Here is a 19,666-nt window from a genome sequence, read left to right as displayed (position 1 = left end):
CGGAGCTGGATGCCGCGACCGTCGGCCGTGTGCAGCGGCGAACGGTCGGCGTGCTCGCGGCGGGCCAGGTGCTGGGCGGCATCGCCTTCGGTGCCACGGTGTCGCTCGGCGCCCTGCTGGCGGCGGATCTGTCCGGGCAGGAGGCGCTGTCGGGGCTCGCCACGGCATCCGTCACGCTCGGTGCCTCCTTCTGCGCCATCCCGCTCGCGCGTCTCGCCGCGCGACGCGGACGCCGGGTCGCCCTCACCCTCGGCAACCTCTTCGCGCTCGTCGGCATCGCGGTGGTCATCACGGCCGCCGCGGTGCGGAGCTTCCCGCTGCTGATCGTGGGCGTCATCCTGATCGGTGCCGGCAACGCGGGCAACCTGCAGTCGCGATTCGCCGCGACCGACCTCGCGCCCGCCGAACGACGCGGACGGGACCTGGGCACGGTCGTGTGGGCCACCACGGTGGGAGGCGTTCTCGGGCCGCTGCTGCTGACGCCCGGGGAGGCGGTGGGCTCCGCGCTCGGGATGCCGCCGCTGACCGGTTCGTACGCGTTCTCGATCGTCGCTCAGCTCGCCGCGTTCGTGCTGTACGTCGTGGCCCTGCGGCCCGACCCGCTCGTGCTCGCGCAACGTCTGGCCCGCAGCGGCGAGGCCCGCCGGGAGCGCATCGTCGAGGTCGATCGTCCGGTCGCGGCGCGTTACGCCGTGTTCGCGGTCGCCGGCTCGCACGTCGTGATGGCATCCGTCATGGCGATGACGCCGATCCACCTCGCTCACCTCGCGCCGGATCACGTCACCGTCGTCGTGGGCACCACCATCGCGCTGCACGTGTTCGGGATGTACGGACTGTCGCCGCTGTTCGGCGTGCTCGCCGACCGATGGGGCCGCATCGCGACGATCCTTCTCGGACAGGCGCTGCTCGCCGCCGCCCTCGTGCTCGCCGCCGTGGCCCCCGACTCGCAGTGGGCCGTGCTGGTCGCGCTGTTCCTGCTCGGCGCCGGGTGGAGCGCGGCGACCGTGTCGGGAGCGGCGCTGCTGACCGAGAGCTCGCTGACGGCTCTCCGGCCGCGACGGCAGGGGCTCAGCGACACGATCATGACCTTCAGCGCTGCCGTGGGTGCGGTTCTCGCGGGTGTGGTGCTGAGTCAGGTCGGCTACGGCGGTCTCGCGCTGGTCGCCCTCGTCGTCGTCGCCGCCGTCACGGTGCTCTCGCCCTACGCGCGGCGCACCTGAGCCGCCGGGGTGCCGGGGTGCCGGGGTGCACGGGGCGGATGCCGAGGAGATGGCGGATACCGAGGACGATCTGACACGGATCGGTCCTCTGATCCCGACATCTCCGCGGAATCGGCGTCGTGCGCACGCCCAGCGCAGCGCGCGCGACGCGCACCGGTCCGCCGACGCCGACTCCGATTCCCGTGCCAGGTCGTCCAGCTGGCGTGCCGTACTCAGCCTCGCCGGCGCCGCGGAGCCCCGGCGCCCGCGTGATTCCGCGGGTGCAGGCGTTCTGTCCGCGCGCGCAGACTGAGTACGGCACGCCCACGCCGCGCGCCGGGGCGAGAATGCACCCGCGCGCGGGTCAGCGGCCGAGGGCGGCGACGGCGCGCTCGACGTCGTCGGCGTCGTTGAAGACGTGGAACGCGACGCGCGCGCGACCGTTGCGGCCGGATGCCGTGATGCCGGCGGACTGGAGGCGCGCCAGGTCTGCGCCGTCGGGATCGAGCCAGGTGACGATCGCCGTCGCTGTTTCGGGCTCCTCGATTCCCACCGCGGCGCGGAAACGGGCGGCCAGGCCCGTCGTATGGGCATGCACCGCCGGCATGTCCGCCGCGGCGAAGGCGCGCAGGGCGGGTTCGGCTCCGACGAAGGCCTGCCACGCGGGCGACACGTCGAAGCGTCGCGCGCAGGCGGCGAGGTCGGCGCCGCCGCCGTAGCAGGAGGCCCACGGGTCGTCTCCCGCATACCAGCCCGCCTGGACGGGCCTCAGCGTCCGCGCGTAGTCCTCGCTCAGCACCAGGAAGGCGACGCCCCGCGGGCAGCAGAGCCACTTGTACGCGTGGCAGAGCAGGGCGTCGACGCGCCCGGCATCCACCGGCATCCAGCCGACGGCCTGCGTCGCGTCGCACACCGTCCTCGCACCGGCCGCTGCGGCCGCGTCGCAGATCGCGTCGAGGTCGGCGACGTGCCCACAGGCGGACTGCACGAGCGAGAAGGCGACGAGGTCGGTGTCGGCGGTGATCGCGTCAGCGAGTCGTGACAGCGGCGCGGTGCGCACGCGGATGCCGCGGCCCGCGTGCACGAAGGGGAGCACGAGAGACGAGAACTCGTCCTCGGGGACGAGCACGTCCGCGCCGTCGGGAAGTGCGGCGGCGAGGAGCGCGACCTGGACCGAGGTCTGCGAACCGATCGCGACGCGGTCGGCGGTGACGCCCACCAGGTCGGCCAGATGCGCTCGAGAGGCCTCGACGGCACGGCTGTAGGCGGCGATGTCGGGCGTGCCGCAGAGGTCGGCGGTGACCGCGCGACGGGTGGCGTTCATAGGCAGCCCGACCGTGCACGCGGCGAGGTAGCCGGCGGCCGAGGGGAACTGTGCGCGCAGGTCCGCGAGAGGCTCGAGGTCGACGATGCTCATGGTTCCAGCGTGACGCCGCACCACGCATGCGTCTACGGCAAGTGATGCATGAAAAGCATGCCGTGACATTATGTGTTCATGACGCCAGACGCGCCCGACCTCGACGTCCAGGCGCTCCGCACCGTGCGGGCGATCGCCGACACCGGTTCGATCACCGCCGCGGCCGCCGCCCTCGGGTACAGCCAGCCGGCGATCAGCCAGCAGCTGCGCCGGCTCGAGGCGCGCCTGGGCGTCGCGGTGGTCGAACGGGTCGGGCGGGGCGTGCGGCTGACGGAGGCGGGCCGGGTGCTCGCCCGCCATGCGCCCGCCGTCACGCATGCGTTCGATGCCGCGGCGGAAGAGCTCGCCCAACTGCGGGGCCTGCGCACCGGCGTCGTCCGGTTGGTCGCCTTCCCGTCGGCGTCGCCGGTGCTCGTGCCGCGCCTGATCGCGGCGCTCGCGGTCGCGCATCCGGGCCTGTCACTGACGTATGTCGAGGCGGAGCCGCCCGAAGCGGTCGAGGCGATCCGCGAGGACCGTGCCGACATCGCACTGACCTTCAGCTATCCCGGCGACCGCGACGATCCGCACGGGACGAGCGCCCGCGGCCTCTCGGTGCGCAGCGCGGGTCGCGACGAGCTGCTGCTGGTGCTGCCGGAGGGGCACGGCGCCGTGTCCGACCTGGCCGAACTCGCCGCGGCGACGTGGATCGCCGGATGCCCGCGATGCCGCGGTCACCTGCTAGAGCTCTGCGGCCGCGCGGGATTCGAGCCGCGCATCGGCTTCGAGACCGACAACGCCGTGGCGGTGGAGGGACTGGTCGCCCAGGGCATCGGGGTCGCGACCCTTCCGCGGATGGCCGTCGCGTCGTTCCCGGTACTGCCCGGCGTCGTCACCGCGCCCCTGCCGGCATCCGAGGCACGGGGCCTGCACGTCGTGACCGCACGCGATGCCGAGCGCGTGCCCTCGGTGCGGGCCGTGCTCGATGTCTTGACGGAGCAGGTGAGCGCGCTGCACCGCCGGGTCTCCGACGGCGCCGAGAGGGCATGACCGACCCGGCGTCCGGCCGATCGCCGAGCCGCGAGCCGCAGGGCGGGGGAGGGCGGCAACTAGACTGAGACGGATGTCTGCCGCGATCCATCCCCGTACCACCACCGCCTCCGGAACCGACGTCCGCGTGCGGTTCTGCCCCTCGCCGACGGGTCTTCCGCACGTCGGCATGGTCCGCACCGCGCTCTACAACTGGGCGTACGCGCGCCACACCGGCGGCAAGCTGATCTTCCGCGTCGAAGACACCGATGCCGCGCGCGACAGCGAGGAGAGCTACCGTCAGCTCGTCGACGCGCTCACCTGGCTCAAGATCGACTGGGACGAGGGTGTGGAGAAGGGCGGCCCGCACGAGCCGTACCGCCAGTCTCAGCGGCGCGACATCTACGCGGGCGTGCTGCAGACGCTCATCGCGTCCGGTGCGGTGTACGAGTCCTACTCGTCGGCAGAGGAGATCGACGCCCGCAACGAGGCCGCGGGTCGCGCGAAGCAGCTCGGGTACGACAACTTCGACCGTGACCTCACCGACGAGCAGAAGGCCGCGTTCCGCGCGGAGGGGCGCGAGCCCGCGTGGCGTCTGCGCGTGCCGGACGAGGACCTCACCTATGTCGATCTGATCCGCGGCGAGGTCACCTTCCCCGCCGGATCGTTCCCCGACTTCGTCGTCGTGCGCGCGGGCGGTCAGGCCCTGTACACGTTCACCAACCCGGTGGACGATGCGCTGATGGGCATCACCCATGTCATCCGCGGTGAGGACCTCATGCCCTCGACCGCCCGCCAGCTCGCGCTCTACGGCGCTCTCATCGAGGCCGGCGTCACCGATTTCATGCCGCGATTCGGTCACATGCCGCTGGTCCTCGGCGAGACCGGCAACAAGAAGCTCTCCAAGCGCGACCCGCAGGCCGACCTGTTCCTGCACCGCGAGCGCGGCTTCATCCACGAGGGACTGCTGAACTACCTCGCTCTTCTCGGCTGGTCGATCGCCGCCGACCGTGACGTGTTCTCCCTCGAGGAGTTCGTGGCCGCCTTCGACATCGTCGACGTCAACCCCAACCCGGCACGCTTCGACCAGAAGAAGGCCGAGTCGATCAACGGCGACCACATCCGCATGCTGGATGCCCAGGACTTCGCAGGCCGCCTGGTGCCCTATCTGCACGCCGCAGGTCTGGTCGAGACCCCGCCGACGCCGGCGCAGCAGGCGACGCTGGATGCCGCGGCCCCGCTCGTGCAGGAGCGGATGCAGCTGCTGGGTGAAGCGCCGGGCCTGCTGGGATTCCTGTTCCGCGACGAGGTGGAGTACGACGACGACGCGCTGAAGGGCCTTCCCGCCAATGCGGGGGAGGTGCTCGTGGCATCCGTCGGCGCGCTCGAGCTGGTGCCGGAGCACGGGTTCACGGCCGCGGCGGTGCAGGACGCGCTGTCGCAGGCGCTGATCGAGGGTCTGGGACTCAAGCCGCGCGTCGCGTACGGTCCGCTGCGCGTCGCCGCGAGCGGCAGGCGCGTGTCGCCGCCCCTGTTCGAGTCGCTGGAACTGCTCGGCAAGGCCGAGTCGATCCGCCGCCTCGACGCGCTCGTGCAGCGGGTCGGCTGATCGCCGACGCGCTCACGCGCCGCACGAGTATAGCCCGGAGACCGGCGCGTCGGTGACCTCGGTGCAGTTGTCGAGCACCCACGTGCGGATCTGCCCGGCGGCGGTGGATGCGGCATCCGTGCCGCCGAATCCCGCGCCGCCGAAGCCGCCGCTGGATCCTGCGATCACGTAGCGCAGCTCACCGTCGGCCACGAGGCGCTGGAACGTGGCGAGGGTCGGGGCCGGATCGCGCTCGTTGAAGCCGCCGATCGGAAGGAACGGTCCGCCGTCCGACGCGAGGATGAAGCCGGCGGCGCTCTGGGCGCCGAACGCGGCCGCGAGGTAGGTGGTGCCCTGCTGATGCTCGGTGAGCCAGGCCACCGTCGCCGCGGTGGCCTGGCTCGTCCCCCCGCCGCCCGTCGGACCCCCGCCGCCGGCGACACCGCTGCCCGCGCCGCGGCGGACCGTGGATCCGCCCGCGTCGGTGCGCGTCGAGCCGTCGCTGCGAGACGTTCCGGACCGGGCGGAGCCGAAAGGCCCGGAGCTGGACGCGCCCGCCGCCTGTCCGGGCGCCCCCATCCCACCGCGCGCGAAGCCGCCCATGCCGCCGATCCCGGACGTCGCGGCGACGCCGGCTGCCGTGGGGTTGGTCGAGTTGGGCGACCACATGGTCACGACGGACCAGGCCGCCGGGGTCAGCAGCATCGCGATGACGGCGAACGCCGCCGTCAGAGGCAGGGGCCGAGCCCGCCGGTGCTCGATCACGAGGAGCACGACGGCGAGTCCCAGCACGACCACCTGCACGATCGCGACCGGCAGCGAGAACGCGGCGCCGCGATCGGCCGCGACGGCCACGCCGATCAGTACCGCGGTGACGGCCGCGACGGCGGGCAGAGCGATCTGCGCCCACAGCGCACGGCGTCGACGCGCCCAGGCGAAGCCCGCACCGATGAGCAGAGCCATCGGGATGGCCAGCGACGCCGTGTAGAACTGGTGCATCCCCGCCACCACGGAGAACATCACGGCGAAAGTGCCGAACCAGACCGCCCCGAAGACGAGCAGCGGCGTGCGGAAGCGCAGCACGGCGAGCACCACGACGGCGAGGATCGCGGTCGGGATCATCCACCCGATCTGGTCGGCGAGCGCCCCGTTGAGCAGCCGCACGACCGACGGCTCGCCGGAGAACGGGGGAGTGAACGAGCGGTACGCCTCCGTGTCGGCGGTGCTCGCGCCGAACCGGCCCAGGCCGTTGTATCCGAACACCATCTCCCACGGGTTGTTCGACAGGGTGCTGCCGATATAGGGGCGGTCGGATGCGGGGACCAGCGCGACCGCCACGATCCAGACGAGGGAGGCCGCCAGGCTGACCACGCCGGCGACGGCGACGTGCCAGACCCGGCGCCACCACGGCTGGCGGGTGCAGAGGTAGGCCGCCGCAAGTCCGGGCCACACCGCCCACGCCTCGAGCATGTAGGTCTGGAAGGCGGCAGCGATGAACAGGCCGGAGAGCAGGAGCCAGCCGAGGTGGGCTCGTCGGAGGGCGTGGGTCGCGGCCCACGCGGTCAGTGCCAACGCCAGGACGAAGAAGGTCTCGGGCTGGTTCGAGCGAGCGACGGCGACGAGGATGGGAGTCGTCGCGACGACGGCGCCTGCAATGACGCCCGCGGTCCGTCCCGCCCACCGCCGCGCCGTGATCGCCGTGATGACCGCCGCCGCGGCGGCCGCCAGCGCATTGGGCAGAATCACGGCGGCGGGGGAGAACCCGAACACGCGCACGACGAGGGCCGGGATCCAGAACGAGCCCGGGATCTTGTCGAGGGTGACCGTGCCGGCGGGATCGAACGACCCGAAGAAGAAGTCGGGCCAGCTTCGGCTCATCGACAGCGCGATGGAGGCGTAGTAGTCCGACATCGACCCGCCGACACCCCACGCGGTGAGCACCAGCGCGACCAGGCCGATGCCGAGCAGAGACCAGTGCCAGGGCGTGCCGAGGCGCCGGCGCACACCGGTTCGGGCGCGCGTGGAGGAGAACGGCGTCGACGGCGCCGACGCGGAGAGAACGGTCACGACGGTCACGCTAGGACCGCTGCGCCCGATGTCTCGCAAGCGCGAGCTATGAATACGCCGCGACGCGCGGAATCAGTCCGACGGCCAGGTGGCCCAGATCACGTCCTCCCCGTCGATCTGCTGCGGGCCCGTGTCGCCGACGAAGACAGCGCCCTTGCGTGAGGTCCCTCCGAAGTCGTCCACCACGGAGCAGGCGGGATCCGCCGAGCGACCCGGATGCCGTGCACCCGGTCAGCAGGAGCAGGAGGGTGATGGCGCCCACGATGGTGGCGCGGATGGTGGTCCTGCGCTTAGTGTCGCCGGGGCGTCGCCCGACGGCAATGCGGGATCCGGCTGGTTTGGACACGGCCTGTGTGTGGGCTAAGCTTGACCCTCGGTACGACTTCGGTCGTCACCCCCTGGGGTATGGTGTAATTGGCAACACGGCTGATTCTGGTTCAGTTGTTCTTGGTTCGAGTCCAGGTACCCCAGCAAGCACATCACTCTCGAAACAGCAAGCTGTTTGCACGTGTGATCACCTCCTTCGACACCTCTGTCGGGGGAGGTTCTTTGTTTCAGAGGCGTGTGCCTCTTGCCGTGTCCGGCGGGCATCCTCACTGAGCTGATCGGCTCACCCGGGCATTCCAGGCCCCGCGGCGGGTCATACACCCTCGCCAACGGCGATCGCCGAGCCTATGCTGACCGCATGACCGAACCCACGCAGGAGCAGCTCGAGTCGTCGGACAAGGTGGTCAAGCGCACGGTCGGCGGTGAGATCCGCTACTACCTCAAGGACATCAAGGCTCACTGGCCGGCCGTCGTCGAGCAGCATCCGGATGCCGCAGGTCACGAGGCGTGGTGGACGGCCGATGGTCGGTTCCATGCGACGCACGCGCAGCTGCGTCGCGACGCCATGATCGGCGGGATCGTCTAGCGCGAGCCGTGCGGGGGAGGGCAGCTCATCCTTCCCCGCGACTTCTTCTCTGGCGCGTTCGCGCGTCTCCGGCCCGCGGGGTGCGCTCCATCGCGGAGTCGGTACTCCGCGCCGAGCGATGCTCGCGGCATCCGGGCTCTCCCGAGCGACCCGCAGGGGGACTGCTCGTCCTACGCAATCGGTCGGACCGACTACTCATCATGTCGGTGCGACGGTACTGAGTCCCCGCGCGCGCCGGCGGCGGTCCGTAACGTGAAAGGCGTCCCGATGTGGTCGTTCCGTTCACACGGCGACAGCAGCAGAACGTTCCCAGCTCCGGCACCGGACCTGACTCCCCAAGGGCAGGTTCCGATCCCACTGCCGGAAGGTCATGTCCTCGGGGCGAGGATGTGACCGAAGGAGGGCACCGGCCGGCCGGTGCCCTCCTTCTTTGCGTTCGCGCGCCGATCCGGCTGCGCCGCAACGGGGGTCCTCCTCGCGCTCTCGCCGCCGCCGCAAGGCCACGCGGCGCCGGCTACGCACACCGTCGCGGAGGCTACGGAGGCTCTCACCGTGACTACGGCGATCGCACCCGGCATCTACCCAAGGCCGGCGGAATCGATCTCCGCGTTGTTACCAACCGGTCAGGATTGGATCTGACGCGTACGCATCAAGAAGACCCATGCATCGAGACGGAGGCCGGCGATGAACCGACCCAGCAGTAGACGGAGCGCCGACACGGCGGGGGTGAAGCTGCGACGTCGCTGGCGTGCCGTCGCGACCGCGCTCGCGACGGTGACGGCGATCGTGGTGGGTTCCTTCGTGGTCGCCGCGAGCGCTCAGGCGGTGTCGTACACCTTCGTCATCGACTCGCTGGACGGCACGGCCGCCGCGCGTGACACCAATCCCGGAGACGGCGTGTGTCAGACCGCCGCCGGCACGTGCACGCTGCTCGCGGCCATCGAGGAGTCCAACGCGCTGAACGCCCCGGCGGGTGCCGTGACGATCACGGTCGCCGATGGCCTGAACGGCAACATCGACGCTCTCGCCGCATCCGCGATGCGCACGACACGCATCTCGAATCAGGATGCGGGCGCTCACTTCGAAGTGACGGCACCGGTGACCATCGATCTGCGCGGCACGGTGACGGCACAGACCTCCCGTGACACCAGCTATGCGCTGTTCCACATCAACACGTCGGGCGTCACCTTCCTGAACATGAACCAGATCCTCTCCGGAGAGTCGACGTTCGTGATGGGCCCGAACGCCGACGGCTTCGTGCTCGACGGGGGTTCGGTCGTGACCGACCAGAACTACTTCCCTGAGCGCTTCATGGTCTTCCGTGAGGGGTCGCAGAACATCACGGTCCGCAACTACCGGATCCAGGGCTACTACCACGCCACCAACGTCACGGCGATCTTCTACTTCAACGCGCAGAACTCTACGCCGATCCGCAACATCAGGATCGAGAACGTCGCCATCAGCTACGCCGACGGCAGCGGGCGATGCAACTCGTCCGACGGCACGGGATGCCGCACCGACATCGTGCAGTTCCTTCCGCGCAATCAGAACGTCGTCCTCGACGGGTTCTCCTTCGTCGACTCCGCGGTCCACAACCTGACCGATCGCGCCGGCTTCCCCTTCGCGACCAGCACCACGTTGGGCTCCAGCGTCCGCGCCTCGAACATCGACATCTCGAACAACAGCTTCCTGAACGTGCAGGGCCGGGGGACGGGCGTCAACAACGCCTTCATCACGATGCCGTTCGGATCGCTCGAGGGCGTCAACCGCATCACCGGGAACGAGTTCGTGCGGGCCACGAGCGGGCAGACGTACGCGGTCGTCTGGAACGGCGGGACGACGACCGGCAACGCCGGCAACCTGACGATCGCGGGGAACTACTTCGACGGATACACCGCCTCCTCGATCGGGCTGACCAACACCGGCACGGTCACCGTGGAGCAGAACACCTTCGGATCCCGCAGCGCCAGCCAGGCACGTCCGGCCACGGCCGAGGAGACCCGCAACGGCACCTCGACGCTCCTCAACAACGGAACGAACGCCAACGGGCGCATCAACACCTGGTTCCCGACCGCCGACGCCCAGGTTCTGACGGGCGACGCGCCCACCGGAACCGTCAACGCCGTGTCGCCGCTGCCGGAGGGCACGGGCATGTGCCTGGCCACGGTCGCGGTGAGCGCGCCCACCGCCACACCTCTTCCGGCATCCACCGTGGATCTGGACGTGTACTGGACCGCTGACCGCACCGCGGAGGTCTACCTGGGCCGCGCGAGCGCCGTGAGCGGCGAGAGCGCCACCGTTCAGATCTCCCTCCCCGTGGGTCCGCAGGAGTTCCCCACGACCGTGGTCGGCGGCACCCAGCAGCTGACGATCGTCGACGAGACCACGGGAGTGGCGGGCGGCTACATCCGCCTCCAGACCCAGTCCGAGGGTGCGTCCTCGCAGTACTCCCGCATCGTCGGGTTCAGCGGAAACTGCCGTCCCGAGCTGACGGTGACCCAGGCGGAGGGTCAGAACGACCCGACGCTCGCCCGCGACCTGCACTTCCGCGTCACCTCGACTCTCCCGCTCGACCCGGCGTCGGTCGGCGCGAGCGCCGTGCAGATGACGGCGGATGCCGTGGACACGACGATCGACGCGGGACGCATGAACCCCCGCACCGTCTCGGTGACGCCCGTCGAGGGCGCCCAGAACCGTGAGTTCGATGTCATCGCCCACGTGGACGACTCGGCACGCGTCACGGCGTCGATCCCCGCGGAGACCGTCCGCAGCGTCGGCGGCCTCACCAACCGACTGCCCGCCACGGGCGCGGACCAGTCCATCGAGTTCCAGAACCCCGTCGCGGTGCGGCCGGCCGGCTTCACGCTCGTGACGGGCGACACCGCCGGACAGCAGTACGCGTTCCAGCTCCTCGCCGGTGCTCCCGCGGTGACCTCGCCGCTGGAGTTCTCCTCCACGGTCGACGCGGTCGGCGTCGAGCACGGGGTCAGCCTGTCGACATCGCAGACGGTGATCGCCGCGGGCGCCACCGGCAGCGACCGCATCCGCGTGACTGCCGCCGCCGGTGAGGTGGAGTCCAACACGCCCGTGATCATCTCGAGCAAGCTGGTCTCGGCCGACACCAACTACGACGGACTCGTCGTCGCCCCGCTCACCGCACGCTTGTTCTCGACCGATCCGTCGGTGCGCATCGTGAAGCGCGCGTACATCGGCGCGACCGACACCTCGTCGCCCGAGCGGATCATGGCCACCGGCACCGAGCTGCTCAGCGGAGCGCGTGCGACCGACGGTCAGGGCGTCTGCTTCGTCTACACCGTCACGAACACCTCGTCGGATGACTGGGCCACCGTCCTCACGGACGTCACGGTCCGCGACAGCGACCGCCGCCTCGGAGACGACGGCGTCATCGGAGTGATCCCGCGTCTCGAGATCGGTGCCAGCGCACAGGTGGCCGCGTGCGGCACCCTCATCCCGGTCGACACGACGGTCGGCGGTGTCGGATGACGGCCCTCTCAGCGACCGCCGGGTCACGCCAGGGACGGCGCACCCGCCGCCGCACACGCACCCGTCGCCGCGTCGTCGTGATGACGGTGGCCGCCGCAGCCGCGCTGCTTGTCGGCGCCGGCGGCGCCACCCTCGCCCTCTGGTCGTCCGACACGGTCTTCAGCGGCGGGCCCCTGAAGACCGGCGATCTGCACCTCACGCGTGGTGACGGGGTGTGGCGCCAGGTCACGCCGGGCGTCGAGGCTCCCGCCTCGGGCACCCTCGCCGCCGGCACGGGCTCGTTCGCCAGCATGCCGGGCGACATCGTGGAGGTCGTCGTCCCGATCCAGACCACCGTCATCGGCGAGAACCTGCGCGCACGCCTCACGGTGGATGCCGGGGTCGTCCTCTCGCCGGAGCTCCAGGCCGGCACCGTCACCGCCACGTATCGCGTGGAGAAGGAGACGGCGGAGGGGAGCGTCGCCGCCTCCGCAGAGACGCCGCTCGGCACCGCCGCGGATGTCGTCGGTCTCGACGGCGCGGACGGCGGCGCGATCGCCGACTGGAACGTCGTGGTGACCGTCGAGATCGGCGGCCCGTACATCTGGCAGGCCGTTCCGCAGGCAGGACCGGCCGCGTGGAGCCTCGATGACTTCGTCATCGGTCTCGTGCAGGTCCGTCCGGCCCCCGCGATCGACGATGCGGGTAGGACCTCATGAAGCGGCCCGCGACCTACACGCTCATCGGCGCCGGCGCGCTCGCGCTCGTGCTGGCCGGCACGCTGACAGCCCAGGCGCTGTGGAGTTCCTCGATGACCGTCGAGGTCCCCACCGTGTCCGTCGGATCGGTCGCCTTCAGCGCCTCGCCCTTCGGTGCCGCGGCGGAGGAGGCCCAGGTCTCAGCGAACGGCGAAGCCGTGAGCGTGAGCTTTCCCGGAGCGCAGCTGGTGGAACTGACCGAGCGCACCATCGACGAGCCCGGCCCGATGATCTGGAGATTCGTCGCCCGAGGCGGCGCGCTCGGGATCGCCGGAATGGACTACAGCGTCGCGGTGACCGCCCAGCAGGGCGCCTCCGAGACCCACGATCTCTCCTCAGGCATCGCCAAGCCGGGAACCCTGCTCGAAGGCTCGACGCTCAAGGTCTACCGGGCCGCCCTCGGCGGCGACTGCTCGGCGGTTCCGGAGACTCCGCAGAGCGCTGAGGGCGAGACGCCACGCAACGTGTACGTGTTCGGCGGCGACGACGTCGTGCTCCAGGAGCCCGGCACGGCCGTCGAGGGTCAGCAGAGCGAGCAGGAGTGGTGCGTCGCCGCGACGTGGAACTCCCCGCCCGACGAGCGCTACCGCAACGATGCCACGGTCACCGCGATCGCGGTGGACGGCGGCGTCAACGGCGCGATCGACTCGTGGCACGCGCTCATCGGGTTTCCGCCCGCGCTGGCTCTGCTCGGCACGTACACGAGCGAGGCTGCGGCCGAGGCCCTCGCCATGGATGGCACGCGTGCCCGCGGTATCAACCGCTGGGGCGCCGAGATCTATCCCGACCCGTCTGGCGAGCCGGACGTCGTCATCACCCTCACCCCGACCGTCACCAGCTCCCGAAGCGCCGTCGCCTCAGGGACCTGACACCGACCTCGGCGGCGTCGACGAGCGCCGACACCGCCGCCTACCCGAGCGCTCGATCACCAAGGAGAAACAACAACATGACGAACAACGATCAGATCATCATCGTGACCGAGGAGAAGAAGCGTCGCCGCGGCCTGATCTGGGTTGCCGCCGGTGCTGCCGCACTCCTCGCCGGGGGCTCCACTTTCGCGCTGTGGTCCGCGTCCGACACCTTCTCGGGCGGCACGATCACCGCCGGTGACCTGAACATCGCACAGCTGCACGACACGTCCTTCTGGGACGTCTCCAACGACCGTCTCGACGCGACCGAGATCGTCGGCGCGACGGACGGCTCGCAGCCGGGCCACTCGATCACCGACATCGACTCGTGGCGCATCGCCCCGGGCGACAAGATGGCGGCCTCCTTCGAGACGACGGTCACGCTGGACGGCGACAACCTCGTCGCCCGTGTCGGTCTGGACGGTCTGCAGGACCTGCAGTCCAACATCACCGGCATGAACTACAGCTACGAGGTCTACTACGGCGAGAAGCTGCTCGTGAAGGAGACGGCCCTCCCGACGACCGCGGACGCGCCGCTCATGTACCTGGCGGCGACCACCAACGGTCAGGCGGCCGGTCTCGACGACGCCACCAACGGCATCCTCGGCTCCACCGCGACCGCCGTCGACGGCGTCGCGGCTCAGACGGCGGTCTTCGGGATGCCGACGACGTCGGAGACCTTCAACGTCGTCATCTACGCGTCGTTCTACGAGGACCTCGACGGCGACTTCCGCTACTCCGCCACGGACACGACGGTCACCGACCGCGTCGACGTGAACCTCGTCGACACGCTGGGGTCGCTGACCCTGAAGCTCTCGCAGGTGCGCGACGCCGGGGCTCAGTTCAACTGATCGGATGCCGTCGCCGTGCCGGTGCTCCCTGTGGGGCGCCGGCGCGGCGGCGGATCCGCCACGACCACACCACCGTCGGAAGGGACCACGTGAAGATGACCAGCACACGTATCGGTAGAGCGGGCGCGCGTCGCGCACGTCGTGACGCCGTGCGCGTGGCCGGGTCGTCGTGGTTCGACTCGCCGTGGCGTATCGCCGGTCGCGCCGTGTCGTGGGCGCTGATGACCGTGGTGGTGGCCCTGGTCCTGGGTCTCGCGGTCGTCCCCCGCGTGCTGGGCGGCGACGCGCTCACGGTCCTCTCCGGATCGATGGAGCCCACGTTCTCTCCCGGCGACATCGTCGTGGTGCGCGGCACCGACGAGTCCGCGGTGTGCCGCGACGTCTCGATCGGAACGATCGTCACCTACTTCCCGACGCCGAACGACCCGACGCTGATCACGCACCGCGTCGTCGGCAAGACGATCGGCACCTTCGACGACGGCACCCAATGCCGCCTCATCACCCAGGGCGACGCGAACAGCGCCGTCGACGAGCCGGTCTCTCCGCGTCAGGTGCGCGGCGTCTTCCTGTACGGCGTTCCGGGACTCGGATGGGCGCGTCAGTGGATCGGCCAGAACATCACGGTCGTCGCGATCGCAGCGGCGGCCGCCCTGATCGGCTGGGGGCTGTGGAGCAGCTTCCGGCGCCCGCGCTCGACCGTCGTGAGCGTGCCGCGCCCCGACGCGCCCGTCGCGCCGCCCGTGCCGCCCGTCCCCGTCGAGGCCGATCCCGCGCTCGACCTCCGCGAGCGCGAACTCGCGCTGCGCGAGCGCGAGCTGACGCTGCGGGAGCGCGAGCTCGACTATGCGCTGCAGCGCGCGACCTGGTCGCTCGACCCCTCATCCGATCCGGTCCCGCACGCGCAGGGCGAACCGCCCACGCCGCCGCAGCCGGCCTCCCGCGTGCCCCAGGGCGCGACCCCGTCCTCTTCCTCCTGAAGCGAGCACCCACCGTGAGCATGATTCCCTCTTCTCCCTCTCAGCGGGTCACCGTCGTGACCGGTGGCGACGGCGCCCTGTCGGCTCGAGGCTGGCGTATCGCCGCCGTGCTGACCGTCGTGCTGCTGCTCACCCTCGTCGGCGGTCTCGCCGCGGCGGGCGCGCTTCCCTTCACCGGTCAGCGCCCCGCGACGGCCGAAGACGTCCCGGCATCCCGTGACGACAGCGCGGGCAGCGCGCAGAGCGCGGGGGAGTCGCGCACGGCGACGTCGCAGGGCGCCGTCGGACACGACGGCACGATTCCCGCGCAGTGGGAGGGCCCAGCCGTCAACCTCGACTGGCAGGGACGCGAGTACGCCCGCGCCGAGCTGGGCTTCATCGGCGATCGCATCGCGGTGCCCGGCGACCGCGTGCACCGCACACTCGACGTGACCAACGCCGGGCCGGGCGCGGCAGCGATGACGGTGACTCTCCGGCTGCGTCAGGACATCCCCGCCGAGGCGCTCAACGCCGACTTCGGCTCCGATGTGACTCTCTTCTGGGAGGTCAACGGCGTGACCGGCAGCGGCCGGTTCGCCGAGCTCGCGCGCGAAGGTGAGATCCAGCTCGGACAGTCCGCGCTCGCCCGCGGGCAGTCGGCACAGATCATGCTCGGCTTCGAGATGGACCGTGACGTCGAGACCTCCCGCGCTCTCGGCGTGCAGTCGACGACGCTGGAGCTCATCGACGTGAGAGTCGACATGCGCGGCGACGGAGCCACGCAGCTTCCGGTGACCGGCGGCGTGCTGTCGTGGATCCCGCTCATCGCCGGCGCACTCCTGCTTCTGCTCGGGTCGCTGCTGCTGTTCGCGGTCTGGCGACGCCGACGGGTCTGCCGCGACTGCGACGAGTCGATCCCGCGCTGGCAGCCGCGGGTCGAGATCCGCGAGAGCGGCCGTGCGCGCACCGTGCTGTGTCTGGACTGCGCCGCCACGACGCTCGGAACCTAGGGCAGGAGCGTGCGGAGCGATGTCGATGCCGACCGTCGGGCGGAAGGAACCGGGGTGCTAGCGTGACACCGGGGTGGCTACAGCGACGAAGGGGTGAGACGCACAACTTGAGAGGGCGCGAGCGAAGTCTCGCCAAGGCGCAGAGCCTCATCGATGCGGGAGTCAGCGTCGATGTCGTCGGAAGTCGTGGCAGCGGTCGCACGGCATTCCTCGGTGCGCTCGGGGCGCGGCTGGAGTCCTCCGAATGGGCCGTTCACTCGATTCGCGGCGTCGCGTCTCTGCAGCCCCATCCGTTCTCGGCGCTCGCGCTGTCCGGGCTCGTCGACCCGCTGCCGCCCCGCGGACGCGGGGCCATGATCGACGAGCTCGCCCGCCAGGTGCGCTCGCGCGTGCGGGGCGAGCGCACGGTGTTCCTCGTCGACGACTGGAACGACCTCGACGAGTCGTCGTGGGGGGTGCTGGACTACGTCCGCAGCGAGACGGGCGTGCCCGTCGTCATGTCGCGCCTGCAGGGCCTCGCGGCTCGGCACACGCCGTCGGGCCTTCAGGCGTCCACGCTCGCCCCGACATCCGTGATCGACATGCTGCCGTTGCGGTTCGAGGACCTCGAGGACGTCATCGCGACGACGCTCGGAGGCCCCGTGGATGCCGCGACGTCGCGACGCATCTACGCGAAGTGCGGCGGCAACGTGGGCCTGTCGCTCGCCCTCGTCGAGGCCGGCCGGCAGGAGGGGACTCTGGTTCCGCTGGCCGACGGCGTCTGGACGGCAGTGGGAGAGCTGTGGAGTCCCGGGCTTCGGTCCGTCGTCGAGATGCACCTGGAGGAGCTGGACGCGACCGCCCGCGACGCGTTGGAGATCATCGCCATGATCGGCCCCGCCGATGCCGACGCGGTCCGGCGGCTCGTCGAGTGGGAGGCGCTGGAACTGCTCGAAGAGCGCGGCATGATCGCCTTCGTGCGCGCCGTGCCCAACAACCTCGTCTCCGTCATCCCGCCGCTGTTCGTGAGCTACTTCCGTCACGGAACCCTGACATCGCGACGCATCCGACTCACCGAGAGGATCGTCGCGGCACTCGGCGACGGCCGCGTCGTACCCGACCCGGCGACGACGTGGATGGGAGAGCCGGAGGCGGAGACCCGCCACGCCCTGTTCGCGGGGATGCTGCGCGAGAGCGCGAACACCAAGAGGCTGCTCACCGCGTTCGAGTGGGAGCACACTCCGAGCGTGCGCACCGCGACGGCCTACGTCGAGTCGCTCACGCAGTCGACGATCGAGGATGCGCCGGAGCTCATCCGTCGCGTGTTCGACGAGACCGATCCGCACACGGGCGACATCGCGTCCCGCGCGGAGTACTACCGCCTGCGTGGGCTGTGGATGGCGTACGGCCTGGGCGAGGTGGAGGAGGCCGTCGCCTTCCTCGAGAGGGAGAGCGCAGAGCTCGCCGTCTACGGCCGGATCCTCGACGCGGCGAGACTCTCCGTGCTCGCCGATCTGCGCTCCGTCCCGACGGACGTGGAGGAAGCCCTCGATGTCGCGGACGGCCTGCCGGCGTCCGTCCACATCGCCCTCCTCGAGGCGCAGATGCACGTCTTCCTGATCACGGGGCGACTCGCGGACCTCGATCGCGCCTACGACGAGCTGCGGTCGCTGGATCCCCGCGGCGAACGCGCGTTCGCCCGCATGCTCGCGGCGATGGCGCTGCTCGCGCGCGGCGCGCTGGTCGAGGGACATCGCGAGCTCGTCAACGGCTGGGAGGAGGCGCGCGGCGCCCTGGACGTCGACGCACTGCACACGTTCTCGATCGGGCTGTCGTACAGCTTCCTCCATATGGGCGACATGGACGAGCTCGCCGACATGGTCGACATGGCCCTGTCGATCGGCACCGTCGCCCCTCTTCCGCCGGGAGCGCGCAACTCGATCCTCATGGCCGCGGCCGTGCGGGCCGTCTCGCAGGGCCAGGTCGATCTCACCGAGAAGTACGTCGCGGTAGCGCGCATGTACGCCACCCCGAGCGGTGCGCTGCCCGGCGGATCGCTCGCCTGGCTCGACGCGATGTCGGCCCTCGCACACGGGAGGCAGGAGGATGCCGCCGAGATCCTGTGGCACGATGCCCGCGCCCTCGAAGCACGCGGTGCGCACTTCGCCGCCCAGCTGCAGATGCTCTCCTCGCTGGAGATCTCGTTCGACGCCGACCGTCTGGCCGAGGTCGATCGTCTCCTTCGCGCCTCACCGGAGACGAGCGTGCTCGCCCAGCAGCGCGACTACCTGTGGGCGCTGTCGCGCCACGATGCGCGGGCGGTGGTGGACGCGGGTCGCGGGCTCGAAGCATCCGGCCGCTACGGCATCGCCATGGCGGCCTACCGCCGGGCGATCGACTGGGCGGCCGCCGACGACGCGACCGCCCTCGTCGAGGAGGCCGAAGAGGCGGTGTCGGCGTTGTCGACCCAGCTGTCCGGGAAGACCCTGAACGTGTCGCGCTTCGGCATCTGGCTCGCGCTGCTGACGGCCCGGGAGCGCGAGGTGGCCGAGCTGGTGGTGGCCGGGATGAGCAACCGGGAGATCGCCGCGCGCCTCGTGCTCAGCGTGCGGACCGTTGAGAGCCACGTCCTCAACATCATGCGCAAGCTCGGCGTCGGAAGTCGCGAACGCATCGTCGGGCGGCTCTCCGAGGCGGCGACGCCCGGATGACGCGTTCTCGCGGGTGACGTGTCAGCCCGCGCCGTCGGTCGCCGTCCGTGCCGCCGGGGCAGACAGGAGCGTCGCGAGACGCTTCTTCTTGCGGTTCTCGCGGATGATCCACGCGACATCGGGATCGCTCTCGTCGAGGGCTGCGAAGACGGGGAGCCCTCGGACGGGGTCGGCGGCGATGGCGACGCTCCAGCAGTAGCCGAGCGCCTGCCGCAGGGTGCGCGCCCCGTCCTGCCTGCGGTGGGAGGTGTCCGCCGCGGCGAGGTGGGCGGTCGCACGCGCGCACGCCGCCAGCCCGGCGCGGGCGGCGTCCGGTGTCCGCAGCAGTCGCGGCTCGCAGATCGCGGCGACGGCGGCGCGCTGCACGAGCGGGTCGGGGTCGTCGACCCAGTCCGCGACCAGCGCCCTGAGGATCGCGGGGGAGTCGTCGCCGAGCAGCTGCAGTCCGATCGCCACGCCCTCGCGTACACGCCACCGGTCGTCGGCGGCGAGAGCGCGCGCATGGCGGGCGTCACGCGGTTCGCCCGCCCGTCGGCCGAGAGCTGCGGCGGCGCACATGACGGGGTATTCGCGTCCATCTCGAAGGAGCGCGTCGATGACGGCTGCGTCGGCGGTGCGCGCCGCCGCGTCGACGAGTGCGAGATCCGCGCGCGGACCGGGCAACCCGGAATGGGCATCGAGGAACGCGGCCCAGCTGAGCGGGTCCATCCCTGACAGCTGGGCGATCCACGCCGGCACGCTCGTCATGCGTGCGACGCTATCGCGCCGGGCACTGCCGTCGCCGCGTCGCGTGCCGGGTCAATTCCACTCGCGCCGAT

The 19,666-nt window shown here is 71.0% G+C and carries 14 protein-coding genes and 1 tRNA gene; 12 read left to right on the top strand and 3 right to left on the bottom strand.

The window, feature by feature from the left end; translation table 11 throughout:
* Positions 1-5: 5 nt before the first annotated feature.
* Positions 6-1,220, top strand: a complete 1,215-nt coding sequence (locus tag MHO01S_RS03355; protein ID WP_060958575.1) for an MFS transporter — start codon at positions 6-8, stop codon at positions 1,218-1,220.
* Between the two features lie 343 nt (positions 1,221-1,563).
* On the opposite strand, the gene MHO01S_RS03350 is transcribed toward MHO01S_RS03355, so the two are convergent.
* Positions 1,564-2,616, bottom strand: coding sequence for an aminotransferase class V-fold PLP-dependent enzyme (locus MHO01S_RS03350; protein ID WP_060958431.1), 1,053 nt, complete (start codon positions 2,614-2,616; stop codon positions 1,564-1,566).
* A 78-nt stretch (positions 2,617-2,694) separates the two neighbouring features.
* Between MHO01S_RS03350 and MHO01S_RS03345 the strand changes: the two genes are divergently transcribed.
* Together MHO01S_RS03345 and gltX are read left to right on the top strand one after the other, a co-directional pair.
* Entirely contained in the window at positions 2,695-3,645 is a 951-nt protein-coding gene (locus MHO01S_RS03345; protein WP_060958576.1) for a LysR family transcriptional regulator, read from the top strand.
* Between the two features lie 73 nt (positions 3,646-3,718).
* The gene (gltX, locus tag MHO01S_RS03340) at positions 3,719-5,233 is read left to right on the top strand and encodes a glutamate--tRNA ligase (protein WP_060958432.1); all 1,515 of its coding nucleotides are present in this window, start codon (positions 3,719-3,721) and stop codon (positions 5,231-5,233) included.
* A gap of 12 nt (positions 5,234-5,245) precedes the next feature.
* Here the strand turns inward: gltX and MHO01S_RS03335 are convergent, their stop codons facing one another.
* Entirely contained in the window at positions 5,246-7,279 is a 2,034-nt protein-coding gene (locus MHO01S_RS03335; protein WP_255266056.1) for an ArnT family glycosyltransferase, read from the bottom strand.
* Positions 7,280-7,678: 399 nt separating this feature from the next.
* Here MHO01S_RS03335 and MHO01S_RS03330 point away from each other — a divergent pair.
* From MHO01S_RS03330 to MHO01S_RS03285, 9 genes are all read left to right on the top strand, one after another.
* A tRNA-Gln gene (locus tag MHO01S_RS03330) sits at positions 7,679-7,750 on the top strand.
* A gap of 214 nt (positions 7,751-7,964) precedes the next feature.
* Positions 7,965-8,192 carry a hypothetical protein gene (locus MHO01S_RS03325; protein ID WP_060958434.1) on the top strand — a complete coding sequence of 76 codons (228 nt, stop codon included), beginning with the start codon at positions 7,965-7,967 and terminating at the stop codon, positions 8,190-8,192.
* A 726-nt stretch (positions 8,193-8,918) separates the two neighbouring features.
* The gene (locus MHO01S_RS03315; RefSeq protein WP_060958435.1) at positions 8,919-11,696 is read left to right on the top strand and encodes a hypothetical protein; all 2,778 of its coding nucleotides are present in this window, start codon (positions 8,919-8,921) and stop codon (positions 11,694-11,696) included.
* Positions 11,693-12,394, top strand: a complete 702-nt coding sequence (locus tag MHO01S_RS03310; protein ID WP_060958436.1) for an alternate-type signal peptide domain-containing protein — start codon at positions 11,693-11,695, stop codon at positions 12,392-12,394. The genes MHO01S_RS03315 and MHO01S_RS03310 overlap by 4 nt, the downstream gene beginning before the upstream one ends.
* A complete protein-coding gene (locus MHO01S_RS03305) occupies positions 12,391-13,302 on the top strand; it encodes a hypothetical protein (RefSeq protein ID WP_060958437.1) in 912 nt (303 codons plus the stop codon). Before MHO01S_RS03310 ends, MHO01S_RS03305 begins: the two co-directional genes overlap by 4 nt.
* Positions 13,303-13,379: 77 nt before the next feature.
* On the top strand, positions 13,380-14,192 hold the full coding sequence (locus tag MHO01S_RS03300; RefSeq protein WP_060958438.1) for an alternate-type signal peptide domain-containing protein: 813 nt from the start codon (positions 13,380-13,382) through the stop codon (positions 14,190-14,192).
* A gap of 95 nt (positions 14,193-14,287) precedes the next feature.
* Complete coding sequence (locus MHO01S_RS03295) at positions 14,288-15,169, top strand: signal peptidase I (RefSeq protein WP_157553721.1); 882 nt, start codon at positions 14,288-14,290, stop codon at positions 15,167-15,169.
* A 14-nt stretch (positions 15,170-15,183) separates the two neighbouring features.
* On the top strand, positions 15,184-16,158 hold the full coding sequence (locus tag MHO01S_RS03290) for an LPXTG cell wall anchor domain-containing protein (protein ID WP_157553720.1): 975 nt from the start codon (positions 15,184-15,186) through the stop codon (positions 16,156-16,158).
* Between the two features lie 107 nt (positions 16,159-16,265).
* Positions 16,266-18,848, top strand: coding sequence for a helix-turn-helix transcriptional regulator (locus MHO01S_RS03285; protein ID WP_060958441.1), 2,583 nt, complete (start codon positions 16,266-16,268; stop codon positions 18,846-18,848).
* A gap of 21 nt (positions 18,849-18,869) precedes the next feature.
* On the opposite strand, the gene MHO01S_RS03280 is transcribed toward MHO01S_RS03285, so the two are convergent.
* Positions 18,870-19,595 carry a hypothetical protein gene (locus tag MHO01S_RS03280; RefSeq protein WP_060958442.1) on the bottom strand — a complete coding sequence of 242 codons (726 nt, stop codon included), beginning with the start codon at positions 19,593-19,595 and terminating at the stop codon, positions 18,870-18,872.
* Between the last annotated feature and the right edge of the window lie 71 nt (positions 19,596-19,666).

It is taken from the genome of Microbacterium hominis NBRC 15708 (assembly GCF_001592125.1).
In the GTDB taxonomy this organism is placed as follows: Bacteria; Actinomycetota; Actinomycetes; order Actinomycetales; family Microbacteriaceae; genus Microbacterium; species Microbacterium hominis.
This window is presented reverse-complemented; position numbering and strand designations above follow the sequence as displayed.